26 protein-coding genes and 1 pseudogene are annotated in these 22,257 nt (G+C 44.2%); 22 read left to right on the plus strand and 5 right to left on the minus strand.

Annotation, left to right across the window (positions count from 1 at the left end):
- Positions 1 to 2: 2 nt before the first annotated feature.
- The 16 genes from JCM16418_RS12470 to JCM16418_RS12540 all read left to right on the plus strand — a co-directional run bounded on the left by JCM16418_RS12470 (position 3) and on the right by JCM16418_RS12540 (position 13,159).
- Positions 3 to 977, plus strand: coding sequence for a glycosyltransferase family 2 protein (locus tag JCM16418_RS12470; RefSeq protein WP_052020241.1), 975 nt, complete (start codon positions 3 to 5; stop codon positions 975 to 977).
- Positions 949 to 1,470, plus strand: a complete 522-nt coding sequence (locus JCM16418_RS23755) for a hypothetical protein (RefSeq protein ID WP_052020242.1) — start codon at positions 949 to 951, stop codon at positions 1,468 to 1,470. Before JCM16418_RS12470 ends, JCM16418_RS23755 begins: the two co-directional genes overlap by 29 nt.
- Positions 1,471 to 1,603: 133 nt before the next feature.
- Positions 1,604 to 1,891 carry a hypothetical protein gene (locus tag JCM16418_RS12475; RefSeq protein WP_036649250.1) on the plus strand — a complete coding sequence of 96 codons (288 nt, stop codon included), beginning with the start codon at positions 1,604 to 1,606 and terminating at the stop codon, positions 1,889 to 1,891.
- Between the two features lie 30 nt (positions 1,892 to 1,921).
- On the plus strand, positions 1,922 to 2,266 hold the full coding sequence (locus JCM16418_RS12480; RefSeq protein ID WP_036649253.1) for an alpha-helical endospore appendage domain-containing protein: 345 nt from the start codon (positions 1,922 to 1,924) through the stop codon (positions 2,264 to 2,266).
- On the plus strand, positions 2,263 to 2,562 hold the full coding sequence (locus JCM16418_RS12485) for a hypothetical protein (RefSeq protein WP_036649256.1): 300 nt from the start codon (positions 2,263 to 2,265) through the stop codon (positions 2,560 to 2,562). Before JCM16418_RS12480 ends, JCM16418_RS12485 begins: the two co-directional genes overlap by 4 nt.
- 3 nt (positions 2,563 to 2,565) lie before the next feature.
- Positions 2,566 to 2,916: a hypothetical protein gene (locus tag JCM16418_RS12490; protein ID WP_036649259.1), complete on the plus strand. Its 351-nt coding sequence runs from the start codon at positions 2,566 to 2,568 to the stop codon at positions 2,914 to 2,916.
- Positions 2,917 to 3,094: 178 nt separating this feature from the next.
- Entirely contained in the window at positions 3,095 to 4,180 is a 1,086-nt protein-coding gene (locus JCM16418_RS12495) for a CgeB family protein (RefSeq protein ID WP_052020243.1), read from the plus strand.
- 102 nt (positions 4,181 to 4,282) lie between these two features.
- A complete protein-coding gene (locus tag JCM16418_RS12500) occupies positions 4,283 to 5,353 on the plus strand; it encodes a CgeB family protein (protein ID WP_242403825.1) in 1,071 nt (356 codons plus the stop codon).
- A gap of 232 nt (positions 5,354 to 5,585) precedes the next feature.
- Positions 5,586 to 6,920, plus strand: a complete 1,335-nt coding sequence (locus JCM16418_RS12505; protein WP_052020244.1) for a glycosyltransferase family 4 protein — start codon at positions 5,586 to 5,588, stop codon at positions 6,918 to 6,920.
- Positions 6,921 to 6,940: 20 nt separating this feature from the next.
- Entirely contained in the window at positions 6,941 to 8,032 is a 1,092-nt protein-coding gene (wecB, locus tag JCM16418_RS12510) for a non-hydrolyzing UDP-N-acetylglucosamine 2-epimerase (protein WP_036649265.1), read from the plus strand.
- Positions 8,025 to 9,008 (plus strand): polysaccharide biosynthesis protein, encoded by a 984-nt coding sequence (locus JCM16418_RS12515; RefSeq protein ID WP_036649269.1) that lies wholly within the window; start codon positions 8,025 to 8,027, stop codon positions 9,006 to 9,008. Before wecB ends, JCM16418_RS12515 begins: the two co-directional genes overlap by 8 nt.
- Entirely contained in the window at positions 9,008 to 9,850 is an 843-nt protein-coding gene (locus tag JCM16418_RS12520; protein ID WP_036649272.1) for a dTDP-4-dehydrorhamnose reductase family protein, read from the plus strand. Before JCM16418_RS12515 ends, JCM16418_RS12520 begins: the two co-directional genes overlap by 1 nt.
- A complete protein-coding gene (locus tag JCM16418_RS12525) occupies positions 9,817 to 10,761 on the plus strand; it encodes an NAD-dependent epimerase/dehydratase family protein (RefSeq protein ID WP_036649275.1) in 945 nt (314 codons plus the stop codon). The genes JCM16418_RS12520 and JCM16418_RS12525 overlap by 34 nt, the downstream gene beginning before the upstream one ends.
- Complete coding sequence (locus JCM16418_RS12530) at positions 10,758 to 11,486, plus strand: glycosyltransferase (RefSeq protein ID WP_036649278.1); 729 nt, start codon at positions 10,758 to 10,760, stop codon at positions 11,484 to 11,486. The genes JCM16418_RS12525 and JCM16418_RS12530 overlap by 4 nt, the downstream gene beginning before the upstream one ends.
- Before the next feature lie 71 nt (positions 11,487 to 11,557).
- Positions 11,558 to 12,967: a glycosyltransferase family 4 protein gene (locus tag JCM16418_RS12535; protein WP_242403822.1), complete on the plus strand. Its 1,410-nt coding sequence runs from the start codon at positions 11,558 to 11,560 to the stop codon at positions 12,965 to 12,967.
- A 3-nt stretch (positions 12,968 to 12,970) separates the two neighbouring features.
- Positions 12,971 to 13,159: a hypothetical protein gene (locus JCM16418_RS12540; protein ID WP_036649281.1), complete on the plus strand. Its 189-nt coding sequence runs from the start codon at positions 12,971 to 12,973 to the stop codon at positions 13,157 to 13,159.
- 287 nt (positions 13,160 to 13,446) lie between these two features.
- Here the strand turns inward: JCM16418_RS12540 and JCM16418_RS12545 are convergent, their stop codons facing one another.
- Complete coding sequence (locus JCM16418_RS12545; RefSeq protein ID WP_036649283.1) at positions 13,447 to 14,079, minus strand: DUF1796 family putative cysteine peptidase; 633 nt, start codon at positions 14,077 to 14,079, stop codon at positions 13,447 to 13,449.
- A gap of 190 nt (positions 14,080 to 14,269) precedes the next feature.
- Between JCM16418_RS12545 and JCM16418_RS12550 the strand changes: the two genes are divergently transcribed.
- The 3 genes from JCM16418_RS12550 to JCM16418_RS12560 are packed head-to-tail and all read left to right on the plus strand — an operon-like array spanning position 14,270 to position 16,115.
- A complete protein-coding gene (locus tag JCM16418_RS12550) occupies positions 14,270 to 14,605 on the plus strand; it encodes a hypothetical protein (RefSeq protein WP_036649285.1) in 336 nt (111 codons plus the stop codon).
- Positions 14,606 to 14,628: 23 nt separating this feature from the next.
- Positions 14,629 to 15,690: a glycosyltransferase family 4 protein gene (locus JCM16418_RS12555; RefSeq protein WP_036649287.1), complete on the plus strand. Its 1,062-nt coding sequence runs from the start codon at positions 14,629 to 14,631 to the stop codon at positions 15,688 to 15,690.
- 23 nt (positions 15,691 to 15,713) lie between these two features.
- Positions 15,714 to 16,115, plus strand: a complete 402-nt coding sequence (locus tag JCM16418_RS12560; protein ID WP_036649289.1) for a hypothetical protein — start codon at positions 15,714 to 15,716, stop codon at positions 16,113 to 16,115.
- 76 nt (positions 16,116 to 16,191) lie between these two features.
- Here the strand turns inward: JCM16418_RS12560 and JCM16418_RS12565 are convergent, their stop codons facing one another.
- Complete coding sequence (locus tag JCM16418_RS12565; protein WP_036649291.1) at positions 16,192 to 17,115, minus strand: NAD-dependent epimerase/dehydratase family protein; 924 nt, start codon at positions 17,113 to 17,115, stop codon at positions 16,192 to 16,194.
- Between the two features lie 157 nt (positions 17,116 to 17,272).
- Between JCM16418_RS12565 and JCM16418_RS12570 the strand changes: the two genes are divergently transcribed.
- The gene (locus tag JCM16418_RS12570) at positions 17,273 to 17,857 is read left to right on the plus strand and encodes a hypothetical protein (protein WP_036649293.1); all 585 of its coding nucleotides are present in this window, start codon (positions 17,273 to 17,275) and stop codon (positions 17,855 to 17,857) included.
- Here JCM16418_RS12570 and JCM16418_RS12575 read toward each other — a convergent pair.
- A complete protein-coding gene (locus JCM16418_RS12575; protein WP_036649295.1) occupies positions 17,851 to 18,921 on the minus strand; it encodes a glycosyltransferase family 4 protein in 1,071 nt (356 codons plus the stop codon). The genes JCM16418_RS12570 and JCM16418_RS12575 overlap by 7 nt on opposite strands.
- Before the next feature lie 228 nt (positions 18,922 to 19,149).
- Between JCM16418_RS12575 and JCM16418_RS12580 the strand changes: the two genes are divergently transcribed.
- Both JCM16418_RS12580 and JCM16418_RS23760 read left to right on the plus strand, forming a co-directional pair.
- On the plus strand, positions 19,150 to 19,434 hold the full coding sequence (locus tag JCM16418_RS12580) for a hypothetical protein (RefSeq protein ID WP_036649298.1): 285 nt from the start codon (positions 19,150 to 19,152) through the stop codon (positions 19,432 to 19,434).
- Positions 19,427 to 20,233 carry a YhcN/YlaJ family sporulation lipoprotein gene (locus JCM16418_RS23760; protein ID WP_052020245.1) on the plus strand — a complete coding sequence of 269 codons (807 nt, stop codon included), beginning with the start codon at positions 19,427 to 19,429 and terminating at the stop codon, positions 20,231 to 20,233. The genes JCM16418_RS12580 and JCM16418_RS23760 overlap by 8 nt, the downstream gene beginning before the upstream one ends.
- A gap of 123 nt (positions 20,234 to 20,356) precedes the next feature.
- Here JCM16418_RS23760 and nagA read toward each other — a convergent pair whose 3' ends face one another.
- Both nagA and nagB read right to left on the minus strand, forming a co-directional pair.
- On the minus strand, positions 20,357 to 21,532 hold the full coding sequence (nagA, locus tag JCM16418_RS12590; protein ID WP_036649300.1) for an N-acetylglucosamine-6-phosphate deacetylase: 1,176 nt from the start codon (positions 21,530 to 21,532) through the stop codon (positions 20,357 to 20,359).
- Positions 21,529 to 22,256, minus strand: a pseudogene (nagB, locus tag JCM16418_RS12595) (glucosamine-6-phosphate deaminase). Before nagB ends, nagA begins: the two are co-directional and overlap by 4 nt.
- Position 22,257 lies beyond the last annotated feature (1 nt).

Raw genomic sequence — 22,257 nt, forward strand, 5'->3', positions numbered from 1 at the left:
CGATGCGAGGCAAATTGCATACGGCTGCGCGCAAACATCGAGCACACAAAGGTAGCTTATCCCGTAACCGTAACGGTTTAATTCAGAGGAATACTATAGCTAAGGGTAGTAAAACTAGTAGGAAGATTATCGGTAGTCGTAAGCGTACAGACAGAGGAACTGTGGGGAACCAGCAATTTCAGCACGGGTATGAGCGAGGTTATACCTCTGGTGTCAATCAAGGGGTTGAGAGCTTTGCTGAGCCTTTTCACGGAACGAGTATTATTATTCCCACGTATAATCAAGCAGACTATTTAATACAGTGCATCACTAGCATTGAAGCCCATACAACAGATCCATATGAAATTATCGTTGTTGATAATGGATCGAGCGACCATACAGGGCAATATCTACAGCAGCGAGTCGGACAAATCCGGTTCAAGCAATTGGAGACGAATCGCGGATTCGCTGGTGGGGTCAACCAAGGATTAATGATGGCTAAAGGCGATAGTATTGTCATTCTTAACAATGATACGTTGGTCACGCCGAGGTGGTTAAGTAATATGCTTCGCTGCTTATATAGTGACTCCACTATTGGTGTTGTTGGTCCTGTTACAAATTACATTAGCGGTGAGCAACAAATACAGGTGCCATACGATGCTGTACCGCAAATGTGGGCATTTGCAGAGCAGCATAATGTGCCAGATGAGAGCCGCTGGTCCAAGGCAGATCGCTTGGTCGGATATTGTCTGTTGTTCCGGCGTGAGCTGCTTAAGAGTACTGGTTATTTCGATGAAGGTTTTGAAATTGGCAATTATGAGGATGAGGATTGGATGATCCGCGTGCGTTTGAGTGGGCGGGAGCTGGTCATTGCGGGCGATACGTTTATCCATCATTATGGCAGTGTGAGTATGAAGAATCTCGGGCAGCAGAAGTTTGAGGTCGTACATGAGCAGAATGGAACATTTTATGAGCAGAAATGGGGGAAATCCACATAAGTGGGTTCAGCAGGTTAAGGCGCTTGGGGCTGTGCGCAGTGATTCAGGAACCTCTTCTAGTTGTCAGGCCGTAGATTTCTATCCAACTGGAGTTATTATTCGAGATCAATCTGGCCGAAAGTACTGGTTGCAGGGTGGTCGGAAATTCCTTTGCAGCGAGGATATAGAGGAAAATAGGACAGCGGTGCTGGTGTCAATGCTAGATATAAATAGCATTCCAGAGGGTCCAGTAGTGGATTGGCTTTCAGCGCGGGCTGAATTAGCGAATTCCACTTCAGATGCACTCAAAGAAGGTCAGTTATTCTCTTGCGGTGATGGGAATATCTATCAATGGCAGCAGGGAACAAGAAGACCTTTTGTTTCGAAAGAAGCGGTGAGCCGGTGGATGCTTGAAGGAAGCGAAATACAGCAAATAGCTCAGGAGAAATTGTATGCTGCACCTGAAGGACTTCCAATCATCGCACCTCCGGTTCTACTAAATCCCATATTGTAACTCCAAGATGAACAAATCGCCTTCGAGAATCCGTAACTGTCTACGTTCATTCGGCATAGGATAGAGCAGGCAGATGCGGATCAGGCGGGGCCGCCTTTCGCGGTCGGTGTGAACCACATAAGGGGGGACCGGAATGCAGAGTAAAATTGATGAAATGCTTAATCATATGTCGCACTCCCAGCAGCAGATGGCTAGGGTCCTGGATGCCGAACGTCAAATGGCGGTCCGGATGTCCCAAGTTATTCATGCATTGCCTGACGTCCATCCGGAATTCGAAGGCGTCAGCGGCTTAATTGAAAATTCAGGTCAGATCAATAAGAGTATTATTGCTTATCTGGGTAGTATAGCCGATCTACAAGAGGCGCTGGCGGAAACGCTAGGCTATGTGATGAAGGAATTGGGTAGCCATGAGGAAGAGTGATCTCATACCATATGCGGAGGAGAGCTGTCGATGAGCAGAGAACAAGCATTTTTGCATATGCTGGATGCCGCCTCCAAGATACAATGGAATATCGCAATGATTCTGGAAGCCAAAGCTGTTGAAGCAGAGAAGGTACGGAACTGGACGCTCCATCATTTGAACGCGGACGCTTTTACAAGCCATGAAGACCAACTGAATGAACCTTTACAGGTGCATAGTCAGATCGTTGAGCTACTTGAAGGCTTAACTAAACTGGAAATTGGATTGTGTAGTAATCTAAAAGTCGTTCTCGCTCAGGATGAGGGATATTCCGGAGACAGCGGAGGTAGTAATGGATTTGGCGGCGACTTTGATCTTGGGGATCTGGGCAAATGAGTTGGTCCAGTAAGGAGCATGAGACCAAGCTTGCATTGGTAAGCTCCATCGCTCAAAGTCAGCAAGCGCTCGCTCGAATTCTTAGTAGCATTGCAGATATTTCTGCATATTCGGAGTTGTCGGCTCGAAATCTCCAGGAGAATATCCGTCTTCTCAGCCAGTATCAAGGTATCATGTGCGAGATGTTGACGGGTATTTCTCTGCACAGGCGCATCGATGGAATACCTACCTCACCCTGGTTAAACGCATCCCATACTGCTGTATTAATGCCGAACCGAGGAGTACAGGAGGAATAACGGATGAAGACCAAAAAAAACGTTTCCCGATCTGGCGTAGCTAAGCCGCGCAAGCGCAAGCTATTATTGAGCCGTAAGACGCGTTTGCTTAAAGTGAAGAAGCGGCGACTAGTTAAAGGTAAACTAGGGACGAAGCATGCGAAGAGATTACGTGGAAGTAGAGGAGCACGCTTACGTAAGCACAGACGAATAAAGCCTGTACTGCCTCTACCTGTTAATCAGATTGTAGATACAGGTACAAGTCCGGATGTTGCATATAGCCAAGGCTTTGATGAAGCGTATAACGAAGGATTCAACGCCGGATTTGCTAAAGGGTACGAGGATGGGCACCAGCTAGCATATCAGTCGAAATAATCGAATAATGGGATACAGTCAAGCCTTCAGCTCCATGGATAACCATGGGGCTGGGGGTTTTTGTGTGATGTGACATGCAGGGCAAACGCCAATTTAACGCCTGCAAGGCTGTCGTCCATGATGCAAGTATCTCTTCCGCATATATTTATATTGTCCTTTGAAATCTAAACAAGACAGGGTGAAGACTGTGGGTTATGAAGCTGTTGCAGGAGAAAGTGGGGGCTACCAGCAAGGCTATGGTGAAGGTTACCGTCTCGGTGTCTGTGAAGCGATCCATCAGCGGCTACCGGGTCCAGAGCCTTATTTTCGAAATATGAAGGTATTGTTTATTCCCCAAGGCTTCCAAGCCATTGACCAAGGTGTCTCGGCAGCATTACAGAGCTTGGTACGGGAATGTACCATTGGTGATGCCTCCCCAATGCTGGAGTTGGCGAAGAAAGAACGACCCGATTTAGTTCTCGTACTGAATGGTCTGCATGTGTTCCCAGAGAACCACATGGACAGTGTACGACAAATTCGGGAAATGGGGATCAAAACGGCGGTATGGTTTGTGGATGACCCCTATTTTACACAAGATACAGCGCTCTTGTGCACAGGATATGATTCGGTATTTACACATGAGATGAGTTGTATTCCATTCTATCGAGACCTTGGTGCAACTAATGTGCATTACCTCCCCCTGGCAGTGAATCCAGTTATGTTTAAGCCTCAGCGTTGTAAACCTGAGCATTTGTATGATGTTTGTTTCATAGGTAATGCGTTCTGGAATCGCGTGGCTATTTTTGATGAACTAGCACCGTTTTTAAATGATAAAAAGGTGATGATAGCTGGCGGTTTTTGGGAACGTCTTTCACAAACAAGGCTGCTTCAACGCTCTGTTCACATGGGATTTATACCGCCAGAGGAAACTGTTCATTATTACAATGGAGCAAAAGTGGTAATCAATATTCACCGCCCGACGCAGCAAGGTCAGGATAACCGCAATAGCTTTCAGTTGCACGGAGAATCGATAAACCCTCGAACATACGAAATCAGTGCCTGCGGTGCCATGCAAATTACGGATATCCGTTCGGATTTGTCCCGACATTATCGGCCTGGGTATGACATTGAAACATTCGAGACAGTCGAGGAACTGAAGAATAAGATTACGTATTACTTGACCCATGAAGAAGAAAGGCTGAACATGGCATGTCGCAGTCTCTGGACGACAAGTCAAGAGCATACGTTTGAGTCACGTATGAAATCACTGCTGGCGTATGTCTAAATTATTTTAACTTGAAGGAGTGTCTACATGTCAATTCAACGTCGGCGGAGAAAGGCTTCGCCAGTGCATACAGTTCGAGGATCCGTTGCATTTGAAGCTAAAATGCAAGGACGCGAGGCAGGGTACCACGGCGGCTATGAGGACGGATATGTAAGAGGAAGAGCGGATGTAATCGCGAGTCGCCCTGCAGAAGTATTTCCTTTTCGACAAATGCATGTCTTGTATGTGACCTCGGGTAAAGGCTACCCATACTCTCCTTTGGATGAAGCCATTGCGGCTACACTCCGGACTCAGGTGGCTGAGGTAACGGTGATCGAGCCAGGGCAACCAATCGCTGAAATGGCCATCCAGATGAAGCCCGATCTCGTTCTCGGTCTGGACGGTATGTATTTACCGAACGAACAGATCGATGCGGTCCGTGAGAACGGTATTCGCACAGCGATCTGGTTGACGGATGACCCCTATTACACCGATATGACCACACAGTCTGTTACACATTATGATTATGTGTTCACACTGGAATCCAATTGCATACCGCTCTACAAAGAGCTCGGATGTGTGAACGTGCATCATCTTCCATTTGCAGCATATACCGGGCATTATCATCCCCTCAAGACGCCTTCTCCGGTACGCAGAGAAATTAGTTTTATCGGATCTGCCTACTGGAATAGGGTTAATTTTCTGAGTCCCATTATGGGTAATTTGATGCAGCATAATACGATGGTTAACGGAATTTGGTGGGATCGTTTACCTGAATATGGTCTATATCAACACAAGATTGAGTTGAACAAATGGATGGGACCTGAGGATACGGCAGCTGCTTATAATAGCTCCAAAATCGTCATCAATCTTCACCGCTCACATGAAGATGATTCAGTCAATAACAATGCAATTAAGATTCCAGCAGGATCGCCTAATCCACGCACGTTTGAAATTTCAGCATGCGCCACTTTACAGCTAAGTGATAGTCGGGATGACTTAACCAAGTTCTATACACCAGGTGTTGAAATTGAAACATATAGCTCACCTCAGGAATTGCTGGAGAAAGTTGAATACTATCTTACTCATGAGAAAGAACGATGCGAGATAGCACTGAACGCGCTTCAACGTACGTACCGAGATCATACGTACAATAACCGTATTCATGAGATGTTGTCCATCATTTTCCCTTAATCTACAGCGATTTTGGATGAATGGAGGGGATCAAATGACGTGCCGGCAATCGACGGATACTAATATATTATATGACCCGGGTGAATGGAGGTGTGGATCGTATCCCTCCCTCTGGTAGTACGATCCGAAATGTATGTTAACGCGCCAACCTAAGCTGCTGTTATTCTCTCATGTTAGTAATAGCGGTAGTATTACGGGGGCTGAAAAGCTACTTTTATTATTTTGTCGTCACATGGCTCCCTATTATGAATGTATTATGGTCGCTCCACAAGAAGGTAAATTAACAACGCATGCCAGAGCACAGGGGACATCCGTACGGATTCAGCATTTTCCGCTGATGCACACGATGTATGAACCAGACCAAGATCTCGCTCAAAAGGTCTTTGATCTGCATCTTCATCCCGAATATCAAACGGTAGTTCAACTTATTAAGGATTGTTCACCGGACGTGGTAATGACCAACACGGTGGTCAACATCCTGCCTGCGATGGCTGCTAAATCCTTAAACATACCTGTGGTATGGAAAATCACTGAGGTTATGCGAGAGACTCCGTATACACCGGTCGCTATCCAGCTAATTGATCAGTATAGTGATTGGGTGATCGCGATCTCTAGAGCAGCGGGCAGCATGCTTGAAGGGCATATCTTATCTCCGATCAGCTACCTCTCTCCTTCCGCAGATCATACAAAGTTCTATCCATCCAGCAGCTTGGTTCGGAGAAAGGAACGCAGGCGGTTATCCCTGAAAGATCGTGAGTACTGTATTGGCTACATCTCGGCTTTTATTCATCCAGAAAAGGGTTTACGAGAGTTTGTAAGTATGGCTTTATCTCTTTGTGCAGCACATCCGATGTGCCGCTTTCTCATCATTGGGCGTCCTGCCGATTTGGCGTACTATGATAGCTGCATGACAGAAGTGAAACAATCGCCTTATAAACGCCGATTTCAATGGATTCCTTATGTTGAGTCCGTGCAGAAGGTCTACAGCGCAATGGATATTCTAGTTGTCCCTAGCATGGTTGCTGAGGGATTCGGAATGACGGCGCTAGAAGGCATGTTATGTGGCACACCCGTGGTTGCCTACTCTAACGGTGGTCTAGGTGAGATGATGGAACAGACGGGCAATGGTCATTTGGTAGCAACGCCTGGAGACTTTTTGATGCTTGCCGCCAAAGTATCAGAAGTTCTGCATAACCCTGCTGCGCTTACGGCATCAGGGGAGCATAATGCCCGTGCTGCCCGAGATTTGTATGGTATTGAAGCTTATATAACAAAGCTGCACCATTTAGTAGGGCAATGGCAGCTTCATAATCCCTCATGGTTTCAAGCGGAACTAGGAGATGTACCTCAACCAAATACCTCTGATTCCTCCAAGGTAGCGAATGATCGATCTCCTCGAAGAAAGAGAACCTCTCGCAAGAAATTTCGCTTCATTAAACATGCCAAAAAACTTCCCGCTCGCCGGGCAAAAAGAAAAAGCAGCAGATCTACTGCAACAACAAAAAGTAGACATAAACGAAAAATAGGTAAAGTTCGGTCATCCTCGAAGTATCGTAAACACGGATAAGTGAAGGTGGAGACGACTGCATGAAAATTATGACCATTTTAGGTACACGTCCTGAAATTATACGACTGAGTCTTATCCTACCCAAGCTGGACCAGTACGCAGAGCGGCATATTCTTGTGCACACCGGACAGAACTTTGCGGATAGGTTAAGCGGTATATTTTTCAGGGAGATGAATTTACGAAGTCCCGATTATGTGCTACAAGATTCAGCAGCCTCATTGGGAGGGCAATTGTCTGCCATGTTCTCGCAGATGGAAAGGATTCTGGAACAGGAGAAGCCTGATACCATTCTGCTGCTTGGAGACACCAATAGCGCACTATGTGCCATACTAGCGGAGCGACTGGGATATCCCGTCGTGCATATGGAATCTGGCAACCGCTGCTTCGACTTGAATGTGCCTGAAGAGAAGAATCGGCGTGTTATTGATACGATCTCATCCATTAATATGCCGTACACGGAGCAGAGTAAGAAGCATCTGCTCGCGGAGGGTTTTCCTAGTCGTAGGATTGTGCTGACAGGTAACCCCATTTATGAAGTTATGAAGCATTATGAACCGCAAATTAACGAAAGTGATATTCTAGACCAGCTTCAACTTAAACCAAATGACTATTTTCTAGTGACTGCCCACCGTGCGGAGAATGTAGATCAGCCTGAGTCCCTAATGCAGATTATCAAGGGTTTGAATCAAATCGCAGAAACACATGACCGCCGAATTATATGTAGCATTCATCCTCGGACGGCCTCGCGGATGAAGGGACAGACTGAACTGTCCTTGCATCCTCTAGTAGAATGTCATGAACCCTTTGGATTCTTTGACTTTGTCATGCTTGAACGTAGCACCTGCTGCGCACTTACCGACAGTGGTACCGTTCAAGAAGAATGCTGCATTATGCAGGTACCGACCGTGACGATGCGGCGGACAACAGAACGTCCTGAGACCGTGGACTGTGGAAGCAATATCGTATCGGGTGTGCAGGCAGATGCAATTGCTGGTGCAGCATCACTCATGCTGCACATGAAGCGTCAATGGCAGTGCCCGCAGGGTTATTTGGCGGAAGATGTATCGGATAAGGTTGTTAAATTTCTGCTTGGAGGGAAAGTTCATGTTTGAGAATAAGCGTATATTGGTGACCGGAGGTACCGGTTCATGGGGTTATGAGTTGATTGCACAGTTGCTTCCACTACAACCTAAAGAGGTAATTGTCTATTCCAGAAATGAATCCACACAGGTAGCGATGAGTCGTGAGTTTGAGAATGAACGTCTTAGTTTCCGTATCGGAGATATTCGTGATAAAGAAGCACTGACAACAGCATGTCAGGATATTGATTATGTGTTTCATCTAGCGGCGCTAAAGCATGTTCCCGTGTGCGAAGATCAACCGTATGAAGCACTTAAGACTAACGTCATTGGAACTCAAAATGTTATTGAAGCTGCCATTGATAATAACGTCAAGAAAGTATTCTATATTTCGACCGATAAAGCAGCAAATCCATCGAATTTTTACGGTATGACGAAGGCGATTGGTGAAAAATTGATCGTCTACGCAAATCTGCTACGCAGTGAAACGAGATTTGTTACGGTTCGTGGTGGTAATGTGCTAGGAACAAATGGAAGTGTAGTGCATGTATTCAAAGATCAAATCCGCAACAAAGGTCAGGTATCGATCACAGATGTAAGAATGACCCGTTTCTTCTTTACACTACGCGATGCAATTACTCTGCTATTCAAAGCTGCTGAAGAAAGTACAGGTGGCGAGATTTTCGTAATGACGATGCCGGCTTGTAATATTGTTGATCTGGCTGAAGTTTTAATCGAGGCATCAGGTAGAGATGATGTAGAAATTGTAGAGACAGGAACACGTCCAGGTGAAAAAATCCACGAAATTCTCATGAGTGACTTTGAGAGTATGACGACCGTAGTTTACGATGAAGAGTATCTGGTTATTCTTCCTACACTTAATATGCCAGAGCTTAAGGAACGATACAGACATTGCGAACCAGTCTCTTTCAGTAGCTTTAGCTCTAATTATGATTTAATGAGCAAAGAGGAGATACGGGATATCCTACAGCGTGGGGGATTCCTGTAATGAAGCTGCTTATACTTGGAGCAGGCGGAATGGCGGGCCATATGTTAGTGGATTATTTCAAAAGACAGGGCAAGCACCATGTGTTCTATACGTCCAGAGACCTCCGAAATTCGGAGGGTCTGGTACTGGACGTTGCAGATATGGCAAAGGTCGATCAGGTTATGGAGATCGTTAGACCAGATATCGTTATTAACGCGATTGGCGTGCTTAATCATTTCGCCGAGAAGGATAAAATGAATGCATATCAAATTAATGGCATACTTCCGCACCAGTTACGGCGAGCGGCGGATGCGATCGGTTCGAGATTGATTCATATTAGCACGGATTGCGTATTCGAAGGCACGCGTGGAATGTATTGTGAGGACGATACACCAGATGGCATCAGCACCTATGCGATAACAAAAGAACTGGGAGAGGTTCGTGCGAATGGACATTTAACCATTCGAACTTCAATTATCGGTCCAGAAATACGTCATGGCGGCATTGGACTCATGCATTGGTTTATGCATCAACATGGTACGGTGAACGGTTATCGTAATGTATTTTGGAATGGAGTAACGACGCTGGAATTGGCTAAAGCGATTGATGCAGTCATGCAGAAATCTCTGTCAGGTCTCATCCATCTGGCACATCCTGTACCGATCAGTAAATATGAGCTGCTCTTGTTATTCCAAGAAATATGGAATGTGAAGGACGTTACAGTGGTTCCGAGAGAAGTCCCTATTCAGGATAGAACGCTGTCCTCCATCCGAAGTGATTGGAGCTATGAGGTTCCTCATTACCGTGACATGCTGAAGGAGTTGGAGAGATGGATGCGAGAGATGCCCTCCGAAAGCATGTAATCCTTGTCACGGGTGCATCAGGTTTTACAGGTTTTCATGCGTGTAAGTATTTTGCAGCGCAGGGTATGGGCGTTGCTGCACTTGTACGCGATGGTAGTATAATGGAGCCGATCGAAGGCGTCCACTATTATCCCTGTGATCTGCTTAATAAAGAACGTCTTCAAGAGCTGGTTAGGGAAATTGCTCCAGATGAAGTGCTTCATCTCGGAGGTAAAAACTCGGTGCCTGAATCTTGGTCTAATCCACTATTATATATGGAGACGAATATATTCCCCACGCTTTATTTACTGAATGCACTTCGTTCATTCCCCTCCACCAAAATACTAGTCGTCGGCTCTCTAACTGCATTCGAACTAACGCCTCCCTTCGAAGCACCCCATCCGTATAGTCTTAGTAAAAGCTTACAGAAAGCGGCTGCGCTCTCTTGGGAGAAATTATATGGTCAGCATGTGATGCTTGCTGAACCCTCCAATTTGATCGGTCCCGGGCCATCTACTGGTTTCTGTTCCTTACTTGGAAGACATATCGTTGCCACGGAGCGGAATCAGCAGACCAATACATTTCAAATTTCCTCTCGTTATACACGCCGTAATTTTCTAGATGTTCGTGATGCGGTTAGGGCATATGGCATGATTCTCACACAAGGAAAGTCAGGAGAGATGTATATGGTTCGTTCGGCAGTTGAGCGAACCTTGGGCGATGTGAGTGAGCTGATGATTGGATTATCAAAGGCCAAAGTTCCGGTGACTTGGGAAGAGGTGGGAGAAACAAACCTATCCAGTCAACGTACAATAGAAAGTCCCATAACGATCGGTGAATTGGAGAAGCTAGGATGGCAAGCTTCGATCTCCATTCTGTCATCTCTACTGGACGTGCTTGATTATTATCGAAAGGAAGGAGATTCCGTATGAAACCGCTGGTTACGATTGTCATTCCTTTTTATAATGATCCATATATTGATCAGGCACTTCAGAGCGCTTTGTCACAATCATATGCTCCTATTGAAATTATTGTAGTTGATGATGGTTCTACCATGCATACGGAACGAATACAACCCTATCTGCCCCATATTCATTATTTGGGCAAAGCCAATGGAGGCACGGCTAGCGCACTAAATCATGGTATCCGGTTCGCAGCAGGAGAATATATCGCTTGGCTTAGCTCAGACGATGTGTTCTATCCAGATAAAATCCACAACCAAATCTATTATATGCTAGAACATTATGCATGGATTTCTCATACGAATTTCAACTATCTCAATAATCAAAGCCAGATCACCCATCATCGTGCGGGGTATATTTGCACGAATGATATTCTCGATTTTTATCGCAGTTTTTTAGAAGGTAATCCAGTGAATGGTTGCACGGTTATGATGAAAAAAGATTTATTTTACCGTGTGGGGATGTTTAATGAACAGTTGACATATACGCATGATCTAGATTTATGGAGACGTGTGATCCAAGCGGGAATTTCCTTTCCATATCTGGATGAAGCGCTCGTTGGTTATCGCTGGCATGATGGCATGGGAACGATGAAGCATAGATCCGTTATTCTGGAGGAAATTGCAATAACACAACGAAATGTGATTCATAGCCTGTCTCCAATTGTTGCTGCGATGGAACGGCAGCGGAGCTAACTTTAGATTGGAGTATTAGCGCTATGGAGAAGAGCTCATGAAGATACCGGGACAACCGTGCCGGTGTTTTTGTGTTGACTCGTTATATTCAGGGTAGACAAGTGGATACCATGAATATTTTCAGTCAAACAGGGTTCTTAGATGTGTCCAAATGCGCGCCGATTCAATATAATATCCTATCTGAATATTGCCGCGACCTTATGTCAAATGACCGCAGCACTCAGCGCGCAGATGAGATTGCGTGGAAAGGAGAAGGCATGAGAATATTACTCGCTACCTTTTGGCTTATTCCCCATGTTGGTGGAGTGTGGAAATTCATGGAACAAATTCAGCATAGGCTGGAGTCGATGGGACATGAGGTTGATCTGCTAGGAAACAGCCCCGATTATAAAAAATTTCATATTTACAATCGGAACCGGGAATTATCCAAAGAGTTCATTCGTCCGTTCCTCTCAGCAAAGCTGAGTAAAGAGTACTCACCTTTGCTGCATCGCGATTATAATATTAGTTTTTATGAAGAAGATCGATACTGTATGGAACTAGCGGCAGCTTACTTCGGTTTGGACCAATATGATGTTATTCATACGCAAGATATTTTCTCTGCACGAGCGTTAGGTAGAGCGAAGCCTGCACATGTACCCTTGGTGGCCCATCTTCACGGATCCGTGGCTACGGAGATGAAGAACCATTTTCGGATGAATCCAGATATGGGCGTTGACGAACATTCAATTGCTTGGAAATATTATGATTCGATTGAGTATTATGGGGCATCTTCGGGGAACACAATCATTACAGCTAATGAGTGGCAAAGAAGTGAACTCGTTGAATATTTTGGAATTCCTGACCCAAATATTCATGTGTTTCAGTATGGCTTAGATACGGAGAGCTTTTGGAAAAGAGCAAATATGGGGACATCCATTGAGCGTCCAGCGAATAAAAAGGTTATCATTTTCCCAGCTAGACTTGCCTTTGTTAAAGGCGTTAACGTGCTCATCTCTGCACTGGCACTGCTCAAGCCTGTTCGTCAGGACTGGGTTTGCTGGATTGTAGGCAATGGAGAGATGAGAAAAGAATTAGAGCTCCAAGTCGCAGGTCTTGCCCTTGAGGATGATGTGCTATTTCTTGGCGAACGAGATGATGTACCCGCCTTGTTAACACGTTCGGATATCTTCGTTCACTCATGTATACAGGACAATCAGCCTTTCTCGGTTATGGAGGCACAGATTGCTGGCCTTCCCGTATGCGTGTCTTCCGCAGGCGGACTGCCAGAAATGGTTAAGCAGGGTGTCACGGGTTTCGTAACGCCTGTTAATGATCCTATAGCGCTATTTAAACAGCTTCATCTCTTGCTTGAAGATGATGAATATCGTATAGAAATTGGTAAGAATGCAGCAGCTTGGGGAAGTACACATTGGTCGCTCGATGTGATGATTGAGCGTCTTCTTTCCGTCTATCATTCTGTGATTACTGAGGGGAGGTAGCACATGGCGAATGAAGAGTTCAGGGTTATAGGCGATTTATACAATCGGATTTTCGTCACACCTTCTTCTCACATCGATCTGCTTGTACATTACAATACATGGAACCAGATATTTGCAAATTTGCCCAAAACCTATAAGTTACCCGATATGCCTGTCTTGCTTATGGATCAGCCCACGCGAGGTTCCAAATGAAATGAATAATAGGCTCTTGGCCACTGAAAAAGTTTGTGATTTAAAGCTGAATGTAACAGATAAAGGCGACATTCCATTCTATTTGAATGAAATGTCGCCTTTGTTGATATTCGAATTAGTGAAGGAAACTTAATTGTTCTGAAGAAGCGTAATCGCGGGACTATGCTCTCTGATTTCAATTGCTAAAAGCGGCATATTCATTGAGAAATCAGAGGGCAACAGCAATCGGATGACAATCCGTTATCGTAGCGGCTGTCCACATGAATGTGGGTAGAATCTTTATTTAATTAAATACTCTCATCTAAATGAACACCAGCTAGCATTTGTGTCCATAAATGATTATTGCCTTCCCAGATCTCCGTATCGGGAAGCACAACAGAGCATACTCGCTCCAGCGGACAATCCTGTTCGATTAGTCCTTCGACGGGCCCATGATTTACAAGCAGAATGTTGAACTCATGAACAACTAAGTTTGAGAGTACCTCTTGCAGCTCAGCGGCTTGTTCGAAGGTTCCTCTTGTACGAATAAACAGAATATGCTTACTGGTCGCTGCCTTATGAAGAAAACGCTCAATACGGCGATCGTATTTGGCTTTAATTTCAGGATACGCTTCCAGTTGAGTAGGGGAATTATTGTGTGTATAAAAATCGTGATTGGACATAATTTGATACTCTCTCTCCAGTACGAGATAAATATTATTATTGATGATTTCCTGTACTTGGAGATGTCCATAGCTCATAAAACCCGAAAAACGGTTGTGGATAAGACGACTTACATCTGGCAAGTTGTAAGATCCCATCCAATCGATAGGACCCGCAAATGGCCGAAGGTCATTCTTCTCAAGCTGGATCGCGGCAAGACATAAGTCTCCAAGACTGTAAATGGTTGAATAATTCCCTTTCAGATCAGCTAAGTGCATCTTCTATCCTTCCTTTCTTGGCAATGTAGCTCCCGCTATATTCTATTAAATGCATATACTGAGCAGCTTGATTGGATGGATGTTCTTATGAACCAGCACAATTACTTTTGCAGTAGCAATACATATGCCCTTTCCACTTACTCGGTAATTTCATACGATGAGTTAAAGACTTTCGCCAGGAGGAAGCTTCATGTCCATATTAAGTTTACACTCGGCTCCCCATACCAATGTTGATTCTCGCTACGTACAGGCTTTGGATTTAGAGGTCGTCAACAGCGGAAATGATTCCTATGAAATGCTTATTGGTATGTATGGAGAACGGGGTTTGTATGATACACATCTGATCAGTTTGGATCCTGGAGTAAAGGTGTCGATTTCAGATATTCAAACTGCGTATATGCCTTTTCAGTTAGTGTTGGTTACAAATACTAATCATGCTGAACATACCGAAGTGATGGTGAGACTCAAGCATAACGGAACGCTGCTTGCTGTATATACGCGTCGAGATATGACTGAATCTGTTTAGTATTCAAAAGGAGGGATGAGAGGTTGAAGGTTCTGTTTGTTTTTTTTGTGCCAAGTGGTGGTGTAGAAACATTGAATCGTCAGCGATGTGAGGCGTTACGCAACTATGGAATACATGCGTCCTGTCTATATTATAGCTGGGGATCAGGCTTGCAGAATGCAGCTGATTTCCCCATATATATTACGAATGAAGATGATGAAATCAAGAAAATTTTGGACGAAGGCCAATATAATGTTGTTGTAGTTATAACGGATCATCATACTTTTCCACGTTTTCGAAATTTGGGTTATAACGGAAAATTTATTTTGGAAATTCAGGGCTTCGGGTCAAGGGAGATGGCACAGTCGCAGCTTACTGAAGCGTTACCTTTTGTGAATCAATACGCCTCGGGATTACTTCATCCCCCTACCCCTTATATTGAAGAGATATTCCAAACCATATATCCGCATGTCCCTCGGTTTTATTTTCCGAATTGCTTTAATTCAGAAACATTTAAGTATCAAGAACAACCTAAACCGGATCACCCGATCATTGCTTGGTTAGGCCGAATGGAAGACAACAAGAATTGGCGAGAATTTCTGAATATTGGGTATCAGCTCTCCTACTACATTCCTAATTTAGAAATGTGGATGTTCGAAGATAAGAACTTGTCCATTCCTTCGGAGCGAGAGAAGTTTATGCAGGTTATAAGTCAACTGCGGTTAGAAGACAACTTGGTGCTACACTCAAATGTACCTAACGTGCAGATGCAATATTATTACTCTTCCATTGGGGATTCGGGTGGATTGATGTGTTCGACTTCTAAAGTCGAAGGAGGACCGCTGTCTGTGCTTGAAGCGATGAGCTGTAGATGCCCTGTATTGGCAACCCATTCAGATGGAGTGGCGGTGTCCATCCGTCACAATGATACGGGGAAGAATTATAATCTAGGTGATGTACCGGGGGCGGTTACGGAAGCATTGGAGCTTATGCAGGATACAGTACTGCGGGAACGTATCCGTGATAACGCCCAAGCGTTACTGCTGACAGAGTTTAATACAGATGTATACTGCCGAAATTTTATTCATATGTTGTACAACATTTAATTTTTGGGGGAGGTCTTATGACGATGAAAAGCACAACAAAGATTGAAGCAGTAGCTACTACGTATACCCCTTTTCTAGTCGGTGCTGAAGATATCATATTAACTGCCGTTACACTCCCAGGTATTAGTCAGGGTGATCGCATTGTACTTTCCATTAATATTGGATGGGAAAAGCCTTCGCGATGGGACATGGGTGAAATCGAGGTTTTTATACGTCAGAATACGTCTGATGGGCCTATCCTTTACTGGTCACTAGAAAGTTGTTATTTAAAAGCCCGTACACGAGAAAGTATAACGCTAACAGGTAATGAGCAAATGGAGCATTTCTATTTAATTGTTCGCTCTCTTCATCAACAGGCAATCATTAGCGGAGATTACTTTCTAGAAGGCACAGTATTCTCGGAGGAAGACAATTCTCAGTCATGAAATCTTATATAATCCATCCCAATCCTATTCTTAAAATGAGCCGATTCCTTTATCAAGGAACCGGCTTTAATGTTGTTTATATGGATTGATTACGATGGTAATGATACGTTGCTGCAATTCCAGACTCAATCGTATAAGCAGGATTCCAGCTCAGATTAGCCTTTGTTTTGGTATTACTGAGACAACTATGCTGGATATCCCCTGATTGATGCTGACGATGGATGACTGGAATATGGCTTCCATGGCAGTATTGCAATAGCTCTACTAAACGATTGACAGAGGTGCGCAAAGCAGTGCTGACATGAAGTGTGTCTGAATCCTTCAATTCTGCTGCTTTGATTAACGCTTGCACGACATCCTGTACATACACAAAATCCCTAGTTTGCTCGCCGTCTCCATTAATTGTAAGGGGTAAATCTTGATGAAGTTGATTCATAAAAATGGCAATGACGCCGCCTTCTCCTTTGGCTGTTTGCCCTGGACCATAAACGTTGGCAAACCGTAGAATCGTATAAGACAGTCCGAATAACTGTTCATATAAGTCGATATAACGTTCGGCTGTCAGCTTAGATAATCCATAGAAAGAAAGGGGACTCGTAGGGTCATCTTCATGGAGGATATCTCTTTGCAAATTACCGTATACCGCAGAGGTTGAAGCGAATATGAACTTTCGGACCGATGCAGCACGGCAAGCGCCTAACATGTTCAGTGTGCCTCCAACATTGGTATCCATATCAAGCCATGGCTCCTTAATGGATTGCTGAACATCGGCTTGAGCTGCTAAGTGAAATACCGTATCCGGCTTGATCTGGCATATGGTTGCCCAGGTCTCACTCGAACGAATATCCTGTACATGCAGCTCTGCTTCAGCGTGTACACGATCTTGATAACCTGTTGCCAAGTTATCAATGACATGAACCTTGTATTGCTGCTTAATGAGTCCTTTAACTAAATGTGAGCCGATGAATCCAGCCCCACCTGTGACCACCACTGTTTTCATGTTCGTACCTCCTGAGGTATAGGTCATAACTTGATCTATCCTATGTGGAGGGTTGTAAATACGTATAGGCAGAGAATGATTAAGTCTGTACGTGTGAGAAAAGGGTTATTTCGGGTAATCTAATCATAAGTAGAGTACTAGAATTGGAGGTCAAATTATGATGAAAAAGTATATTCCTATCGGGCTTATTGCCATCGTTTTAATTGTAGGTGCAGTGTATGTGTTTAATCAGGACCGCACGGCTGATACATCACCTGAGTCTGGACAAGGACAAGAAGTAACCGTTGATCCTAATGTGACAGGCGAAAACAACCCACCAAACAAGGCAAGTGAGCCATTTTCATGGCGGGATGATCAGGTAAAGGAGCTTGAATGGGAGGGGAAGAACGGATCATGGGTGCTTAAGAAAAAGGCGGAAGCAAACACCGTAGCGTGGACGCTAAATGGAGAAGAAGCATCAGCAGAGGATGCAAGTCAGCTAATCAAGCAAGTTAGAGCGCTACCGGAAAAAGACAGAACGAAGGAAGCTGCCGAATTGGAGCAGGGGATTTCGGAGTTTACGCTCACGCTCACGTTAAGCGATGACAAACAGTTAGTATATCAAGGCGTGTCCACATCTGACCAACCCGAAATTTTTTGGCTTCTACCTGCGTTAAAAGAAGGTTTAGCCTATCCATTAAAGGCCGATGATGTAAAAAAATTGGAACTCGGTGTTTCGAATATCATGAATACTTCTCAATAAATGTTTAGAGCATGCATCATATCTAGGAATGAAGAGGCATATTGAGAAGAATCAAAATGGGTAATCATATACTTTCTTGCTTGGCTACGGATTTGTTCACGGAGTATGGAATGATGAATAAGTTCAAAAGCTTCTCGAACGGCTTGAGGTATTTGGCCTTTTTCATAAAATTTCCCTGTAACATTATGGATGATAAAAGAACGTACACCGTCGGAATCGGTGCTCAGCACAGGACATGAACAGCTTAATGCCTCGGCTACAGCATATCCGAAGCCCTCCATAATTGAAGTAGATAGTAGAAGGCCGCTGGATTCAGCAATGATGGAGTAGTAGTAAGGCATCTCGTTGTGAAGAACATTAGGGAAAATGTTAACTTTATTTTCAAGTCCAAGCTCGGTTACACGGTTGAAGAAGTCCTCCTTGGATTGTTTAGTAGCCAGGCTCATGTCAATAAACATCCAGGCCTCAATTTCAGACTGATTCACAATAAGCCAATAGATGATTTCAAGACATTCACGCCAATTTTTATTCGGCTCCAGTCTTCCAACCCAGCCTACGATGGGAGAGGGGTGTTTGGGAACTGAAAGTGGTGAAAATTCTACGGTATTCAAAGGATTCTGATATATAAACTTCGGTAGTAAGGGGCAGATTTGAGTGACTAGCTCAACCAAATGGGAAGTTGGCGGCATAAGAGCTGCACAGCAATGAGCTTGAAGAAGCTCTTTGCCTTCATGCAAAGTTTGAATTGCTTCTTCTTTTGTTCCGAGTCCTTGGACTTCATAAATGATCGGACCTTTGTAATGTAGTCTTCTTAATCGTTCAGGCAGATATACATCCGAGGTAACCACTACAGCATCAAATTGCTGCAAAGCAATAATATTTGCAATCTCCTCGTCGAGAGAAGTTGTATAGATAAAGGTGTCGGTAATGTTCTGCATACCTACTCCGGATTGTAGGTAGAGGAAATGACATTCCATTCCTAACTGACGAAGTGCCTGATTTCGTAATCGATTTAATGTTTCAACACCGCCATTTGGAATATAGAAAGTGAATAATATTTTCATGAGCGACCCACTCCCATCCAGAAATTGAAGCTTCCCCGCAAAGCATATACATAATTAAAATACGTTGACATGTTGTTGACGGTGTGGGTATATCAGATGATTGTGTTCGTTCATTATAAGGAGTGAATCCATGATTTCATGCCAAATCCTTTCAGGATAGCGATCTCCTGCAAAGGCCATCCTAAGGGTGTTAATTACACACTTACATTATAGATGGAGGATGAACTCATGATACGATCCAAAGCGATTAGTCTGTCTTTATCCGCAGCGCTGCTTGTCAGTGCGGCCGGCCTTGCAGGTTGCAATACAAAAGAGCCTGCTAACACCAACATCCGCACAAAGAACGTACATGATGGTAATGGCATGAACGGAATGAATGGTCGTTTAAATGTAAATTCATTGCGTGACGGTGGCGATTGGCTCACTGCGAAAAACAATAATGGCACGAAGCACGATGTAAGCAATTTGCATGTGTCACAAAAGATAGCAAAAAAAAGTTGCTGCAATGGCTGATGTAAGCTCGGCTAATGTACTTGTATCAGGCAACAGTGCATATGTAGCCGTAAGATTGGCCGATAATGTGAGCGGTCCAAATATGAAGAGTGAAAGTTACCCGAGTCATCCAGGTAATGGGTACAATAATGGAACGATGCGTACCAAGAGCATGGATAGTGGCCCAAGCAGCAGTTTTAATAACAGCGGAACTTCGCGAAGCAGTAGTTTTAACAACAATGGCGGTATGGGTACGATGAACAATAACAACGGTGGTCGTGGTCTGTATGGCACGATGGGAACTGGAAGTTATGGGATCATGCGTGGCCTTACGACAGGAAGAAGTACGGCTAATAATATGTCCAGTCCAAGACAAGGTTTTACAGGAGTCGATGGCATGAGTAATTCAACGGGAATGAATAATTACGGAGCTAAAGGCAACACAGGCATGTATGACAAAATTACGAGAAGCAATGGCTATAATGCTACAACTTACGGAACCGGTGGTACAACAGGTGGCAATATGACATCCTATTCTAACGAAAATCTTCCGAGCCATATCAAGAGTAAAATAAGTGCAAAGGTAAAACAAGCAGACCCATCCATTAAGAATGTATATGTTTCCGCCAATCCAGATTTTGTTCAACGGGTGAGTAATTTTTCAACAGATACATTAAATGGTCATCCAATCAAAGGAATGATTTCGGAATTTTCAACAATGGTTGAACGAATCTTCCCCATCAATATGAACAATAATACCCATAACCAAATGATCACGCCCAAAGGAAATGCAACAACTGGAGACCAAATGATGCGATAACATTAACATGAAGAGCAGCTCCGGTTCCTCGGATGCTGCTTTTTTATGGTATTGTATCATGATTCAATATGAAGAAATCCCCCAAGCCTAGAAGGCAAGAGGGGATTTATTATGTGTTGAATTTTAGAATACCAGACGGCCTTTAACCCATACACCTTGGATATCGAAGCTTGCATCAAGCAAAAGTACATCGGCTTGTTTGCCCGTTTCAAGTGTGCCTGTAAATGATTCAATACCTAGTCGTTTCGCTGGATTATAACTGGCCACGCGTGAAGCTTCCTCAACGCTAAGGCCAACACTATCCATTAGATAACGGAAGCCTTTAATCATGGTTAAGGTACTACCCGCAAGACTTCCAGAGCTTCCTTTTAGTGTTGCTACGCCATCGTGAACCTCTACAGGGAGATCTCCAAGTGTATAGTCACCATCACCCAATCCAGCTGCAGACATAGCGTCTGTAATAAGGAGTAGATTGTCGTCTGTCTTCAGCTTAGCAAGAATAGAGATACATGCAGGGTGAACGTGAATACCGTCTGCAATGATCTCAGCATTAATGCGACTGTCGCTCAGCACCGCACCAGCGGTTCCTGGCTTACGATGATGCAGAGGAGTCATAGCGTTGAACGTATGAACACCTTGACGGAGTCCAGCTTCAACAGCGGCTTCAACTTCTTCATATGTCGCATCCGTATGACCGAGTGAGGCATTGATGCCATGAGCACTCATCCAAGCGATGGCATTCAAGGCGCCTTCGCGTTCAGGGGCAAGAGTCACTTGACGAATAAGACCTGGATACTTGGCTTCCCATGCTTCAAGCCACTCTACACTCGGTAGCACGATGTGCTCAGGATTTTGTGCACCCGGCCATTTTGGACTAATAAATGGACCTTCAAGGTGAACGCCGCCTAGTGTCGCATAGGGCATGTCCGTTTGCATGTATTCATGAACAGCTTCTAGAACATGATCAATAGCTGCTTTTGGAGCAGTCATCGTTGTAGCCAACATGGTAGTTGTTCCTTGGGAACAGTGAAATGCAGTAATCGTATCAAGCACCTGTTTGTCAGAGTCCATGAAATCATGGCCATTACCACCATGAACGTGGACATCAATAAAGCCAGGAACGATATAGCCATCTGTTTTTTTACTCTCGGAGATTGTTTCTTTCCAGCGCTGTGGAAGGCTCTGAGCCTCACTTGCATAGACAATGGTTCCACCTTGAATAACAACTGCGCCGTCCTCGACAATACCTTTAGGAGTCACTACTTTTCCATATAAAATATAACCTGCTACCTCACTCATGCTAACAACCTCCCAGCTCCTTGATCCAGCAATACAACCACATTTGGATGACATTGCAATAAAGATGCCGGACATTGAGTCGTGATTGGACCGTGAGCGCACGCTTTACAATCTCAGCCTTATCTTCTCCGCGAACGAGCAATAATATTTGTTTAGCTTTGAGAATACTACCTACACCCATTGTAATAGCTTGTGTTGGTACATCATCTAGCGAATCAAAAAAACGAGCGTTAGCCGTACGTGTTTTCTCTTGTAGTTCGACCAAATGCGTGCCACCATCTAAGCTATCATCAGGTTCGTTAAAACCGATATGTCCGTTATGTCCGAGACCCAGGATTTGTAAATCAACAGGTCCATGCTGTTCTAACATCAAGTCATAATTTCTAGATTCTTCATTTAAATCTTGTGCATTTCCATTAGGAACATGCGTATTCTCCAAAGCGATATCGATATGATTAAATAACTTATCGTTCATAAAAGTACGGTAGCTCTCGGCATGGCCTTCTGGTAAACCAACGTATTCATCCAAATTATAACTGGAAGCTTTAGCGAAACTAACAAGACCCTTTTGCTGCATTTCAATCAACCGTTGATAAATACCGATGGGTGAACTTCCTGTTGCAAGACCTAATACAGCATTAGGTTTGGTGTGAAGCAAGCTCGCAATGAGACTGGCTCCAGTAGAAACGAAATCTTCTTCTTGTTTAAACGTGTAAATATTCATT

Origin of the sequence: Paenibacillus pini JCM 16418, from assembly GCF_000576305.1 — a bacterium.
Classification (GTDB): domain Bacteria; phylum Bacillota; class Bacilli; order Paenibacillales; family Paenibacillaceae; genus Paenibacillus_AQ; species Paenibacillus_AQ pini.

Bases quoted from the DNA above. Each gene is read 5' to 3' on its own strand.
- JCM16418_RS12470 (WP_052020241.1), top strand. From the start codon at position 3: ATGCGAGGCAAATTGCATACGGCTGCGCGCAAACATCGAGCACACAAA.
- JCM16418_RS23755 (WP_052020242.1), top strand. From the start codon at position 949: ATGAGCAGAAATGGGGGAAATCCACATAAGTGGGTTCAGCAGGTTAAG.
- JCM16418_RS12475 (WP_036649250.1), top strand. From the start codon at position 1,604: ATGCAGAGTAAAATTGATGAAATGCTTAATCATATGTCGCACTCCCAG.
- JCM16418_RS12480 (WP_036649253.1), top strand. From the start codon at position 1,922: ATGAGCAGAGAACAAGCATTTTTGCATATGCTGGATGCCGCCTCCAAG.
- JCM16418_RS12485 (WP_036649256.1), top strand. From the start codon at position 2,263: ATGAGTTGGTCCAGTAAGGAGCATGAGACCAAGCTTGCATTGGTAAGC.
- JCM16418_RS12490 (WP_036649259.1), top strand. From the start codon at position 2,566: ATGAAGACCAAAAAAAACGTTTCCCGATCTGGCGTAGCTAAGCCGCGC.
- JCM16418_RS12500 (WP_242403825.1), top strand. From the start codon at position 4,283: ATGCAAGGACGCGAGGCAGGGTACCACGGCGGCTATGAGGACGGATAT.
- JCM16418_RS12505 (WP_052020244.1), top strand. From the start codon at position 5,586: ATGGCTCCCTATTATGAATGTATTATGGTCGCTCCACAAGAAGGTAAA.
- wecB (WP_036649265.1), top strand. From the start codon at position 6,941: ATGAAAATTATGACCATTTTAGGTACACGTCCTGAAATTATACGACTG.
- JCM16418_RS12515 (WP_036649269.1), top strand. From the start codon at position 8,025: ATGTTTGAGAATAAGCGTATATTGGTGACCGGAGGTACCGGTTCATGG.
- JCM16418_RS12520 (WP_036649272.1), top strand. From the start codon at position 9,008: ATGAAGCTGCTTATACTTGGAGCAGGCGGAATGGCGGGCCATATGTTA.
- JCM16418_RS12525 (WP_036649275.1), top strand. From the start codon at position 9,817: ATGGATGCGAGAGATGCCCTCCGAAAGCATGTAATCCTTGTCACGGGT.
- JCM16418_RS12530 (WP_036649278.1), top strand. From the start codon at position 10,758: ATGAAACCGCTGGTTACGATTGTCATTCCTTTTTATAATGATCCATAT.
- JCM16418_RS12540 (WP_036649281.1), top strand. From the start codon at position 12,971: ATGGCGAATGAAGAGTTCAGGGTTATAGGCGATTTATACAATCGGATT.
- JCM16418_RS12545 (WP_036649283.1), bottom strand. From the start codon at position 14,079: ATGCACTTAGCTGATCTGAAAGGGAATTATTCAACCATTTACAGTCTT.
- JCM16418_RS12550 (WP_036649285.1), top strand. From the start codon at position 14,270: ATGTCCATATTAAGTTTACACTCGGCTCCCCATACCAATGTTGATTCT.
- JCM16418_RS12560 (WP_036649289.1), top strand. From the start codon at position 15,714: ATGAAAAGCACAACAAAGATTGAAGCAGTAGCTACTACGTATACCCCT.
- JCM16418_RS12565 (WP_036649291.1), bottom strand. From the start codon at position 17,115: ATGAAAACAGTGGTGGTCACAGGTGGGGCTGGATTCATCGGCTCACAT.
- JCM16418_RS12570 (WP_036649293.1), top strand. From the start codon at position 17,273: ATGATGAAAAAGTATATTCCTATCGGGCTTATTGCCATCGTTTTAATT.
- JCM16418_RS12575 (WP_036649295.1), bottom strand. From the start codon at position 18,921: ATGAAAATATTATTCACTTTCTATATTCCAAATGGCGGTGTTGAAACA.
- JCM16418_RS12580 (WP_036649298.1), top strand. From the start codon at position 19,150: ATGATACGATCCAAAGCGATTAGTCTGTCTTTATCCGCAGCGCTGCTT.
- JCM16418_RS23760 (WP_052020245.1), top strand. From the start codon at position 19,427: ATGGCTGATGTAAGCTCGGCTAATGTACTTGTATCAGGCAACAGTGCA.
- nagA (WP_036649300.1), bottom strand. From the start codon at position 21,532: ATGAGTGAGGTAGCAGGTTATATTTTATATGGAAAAGTAGTGACTCCT.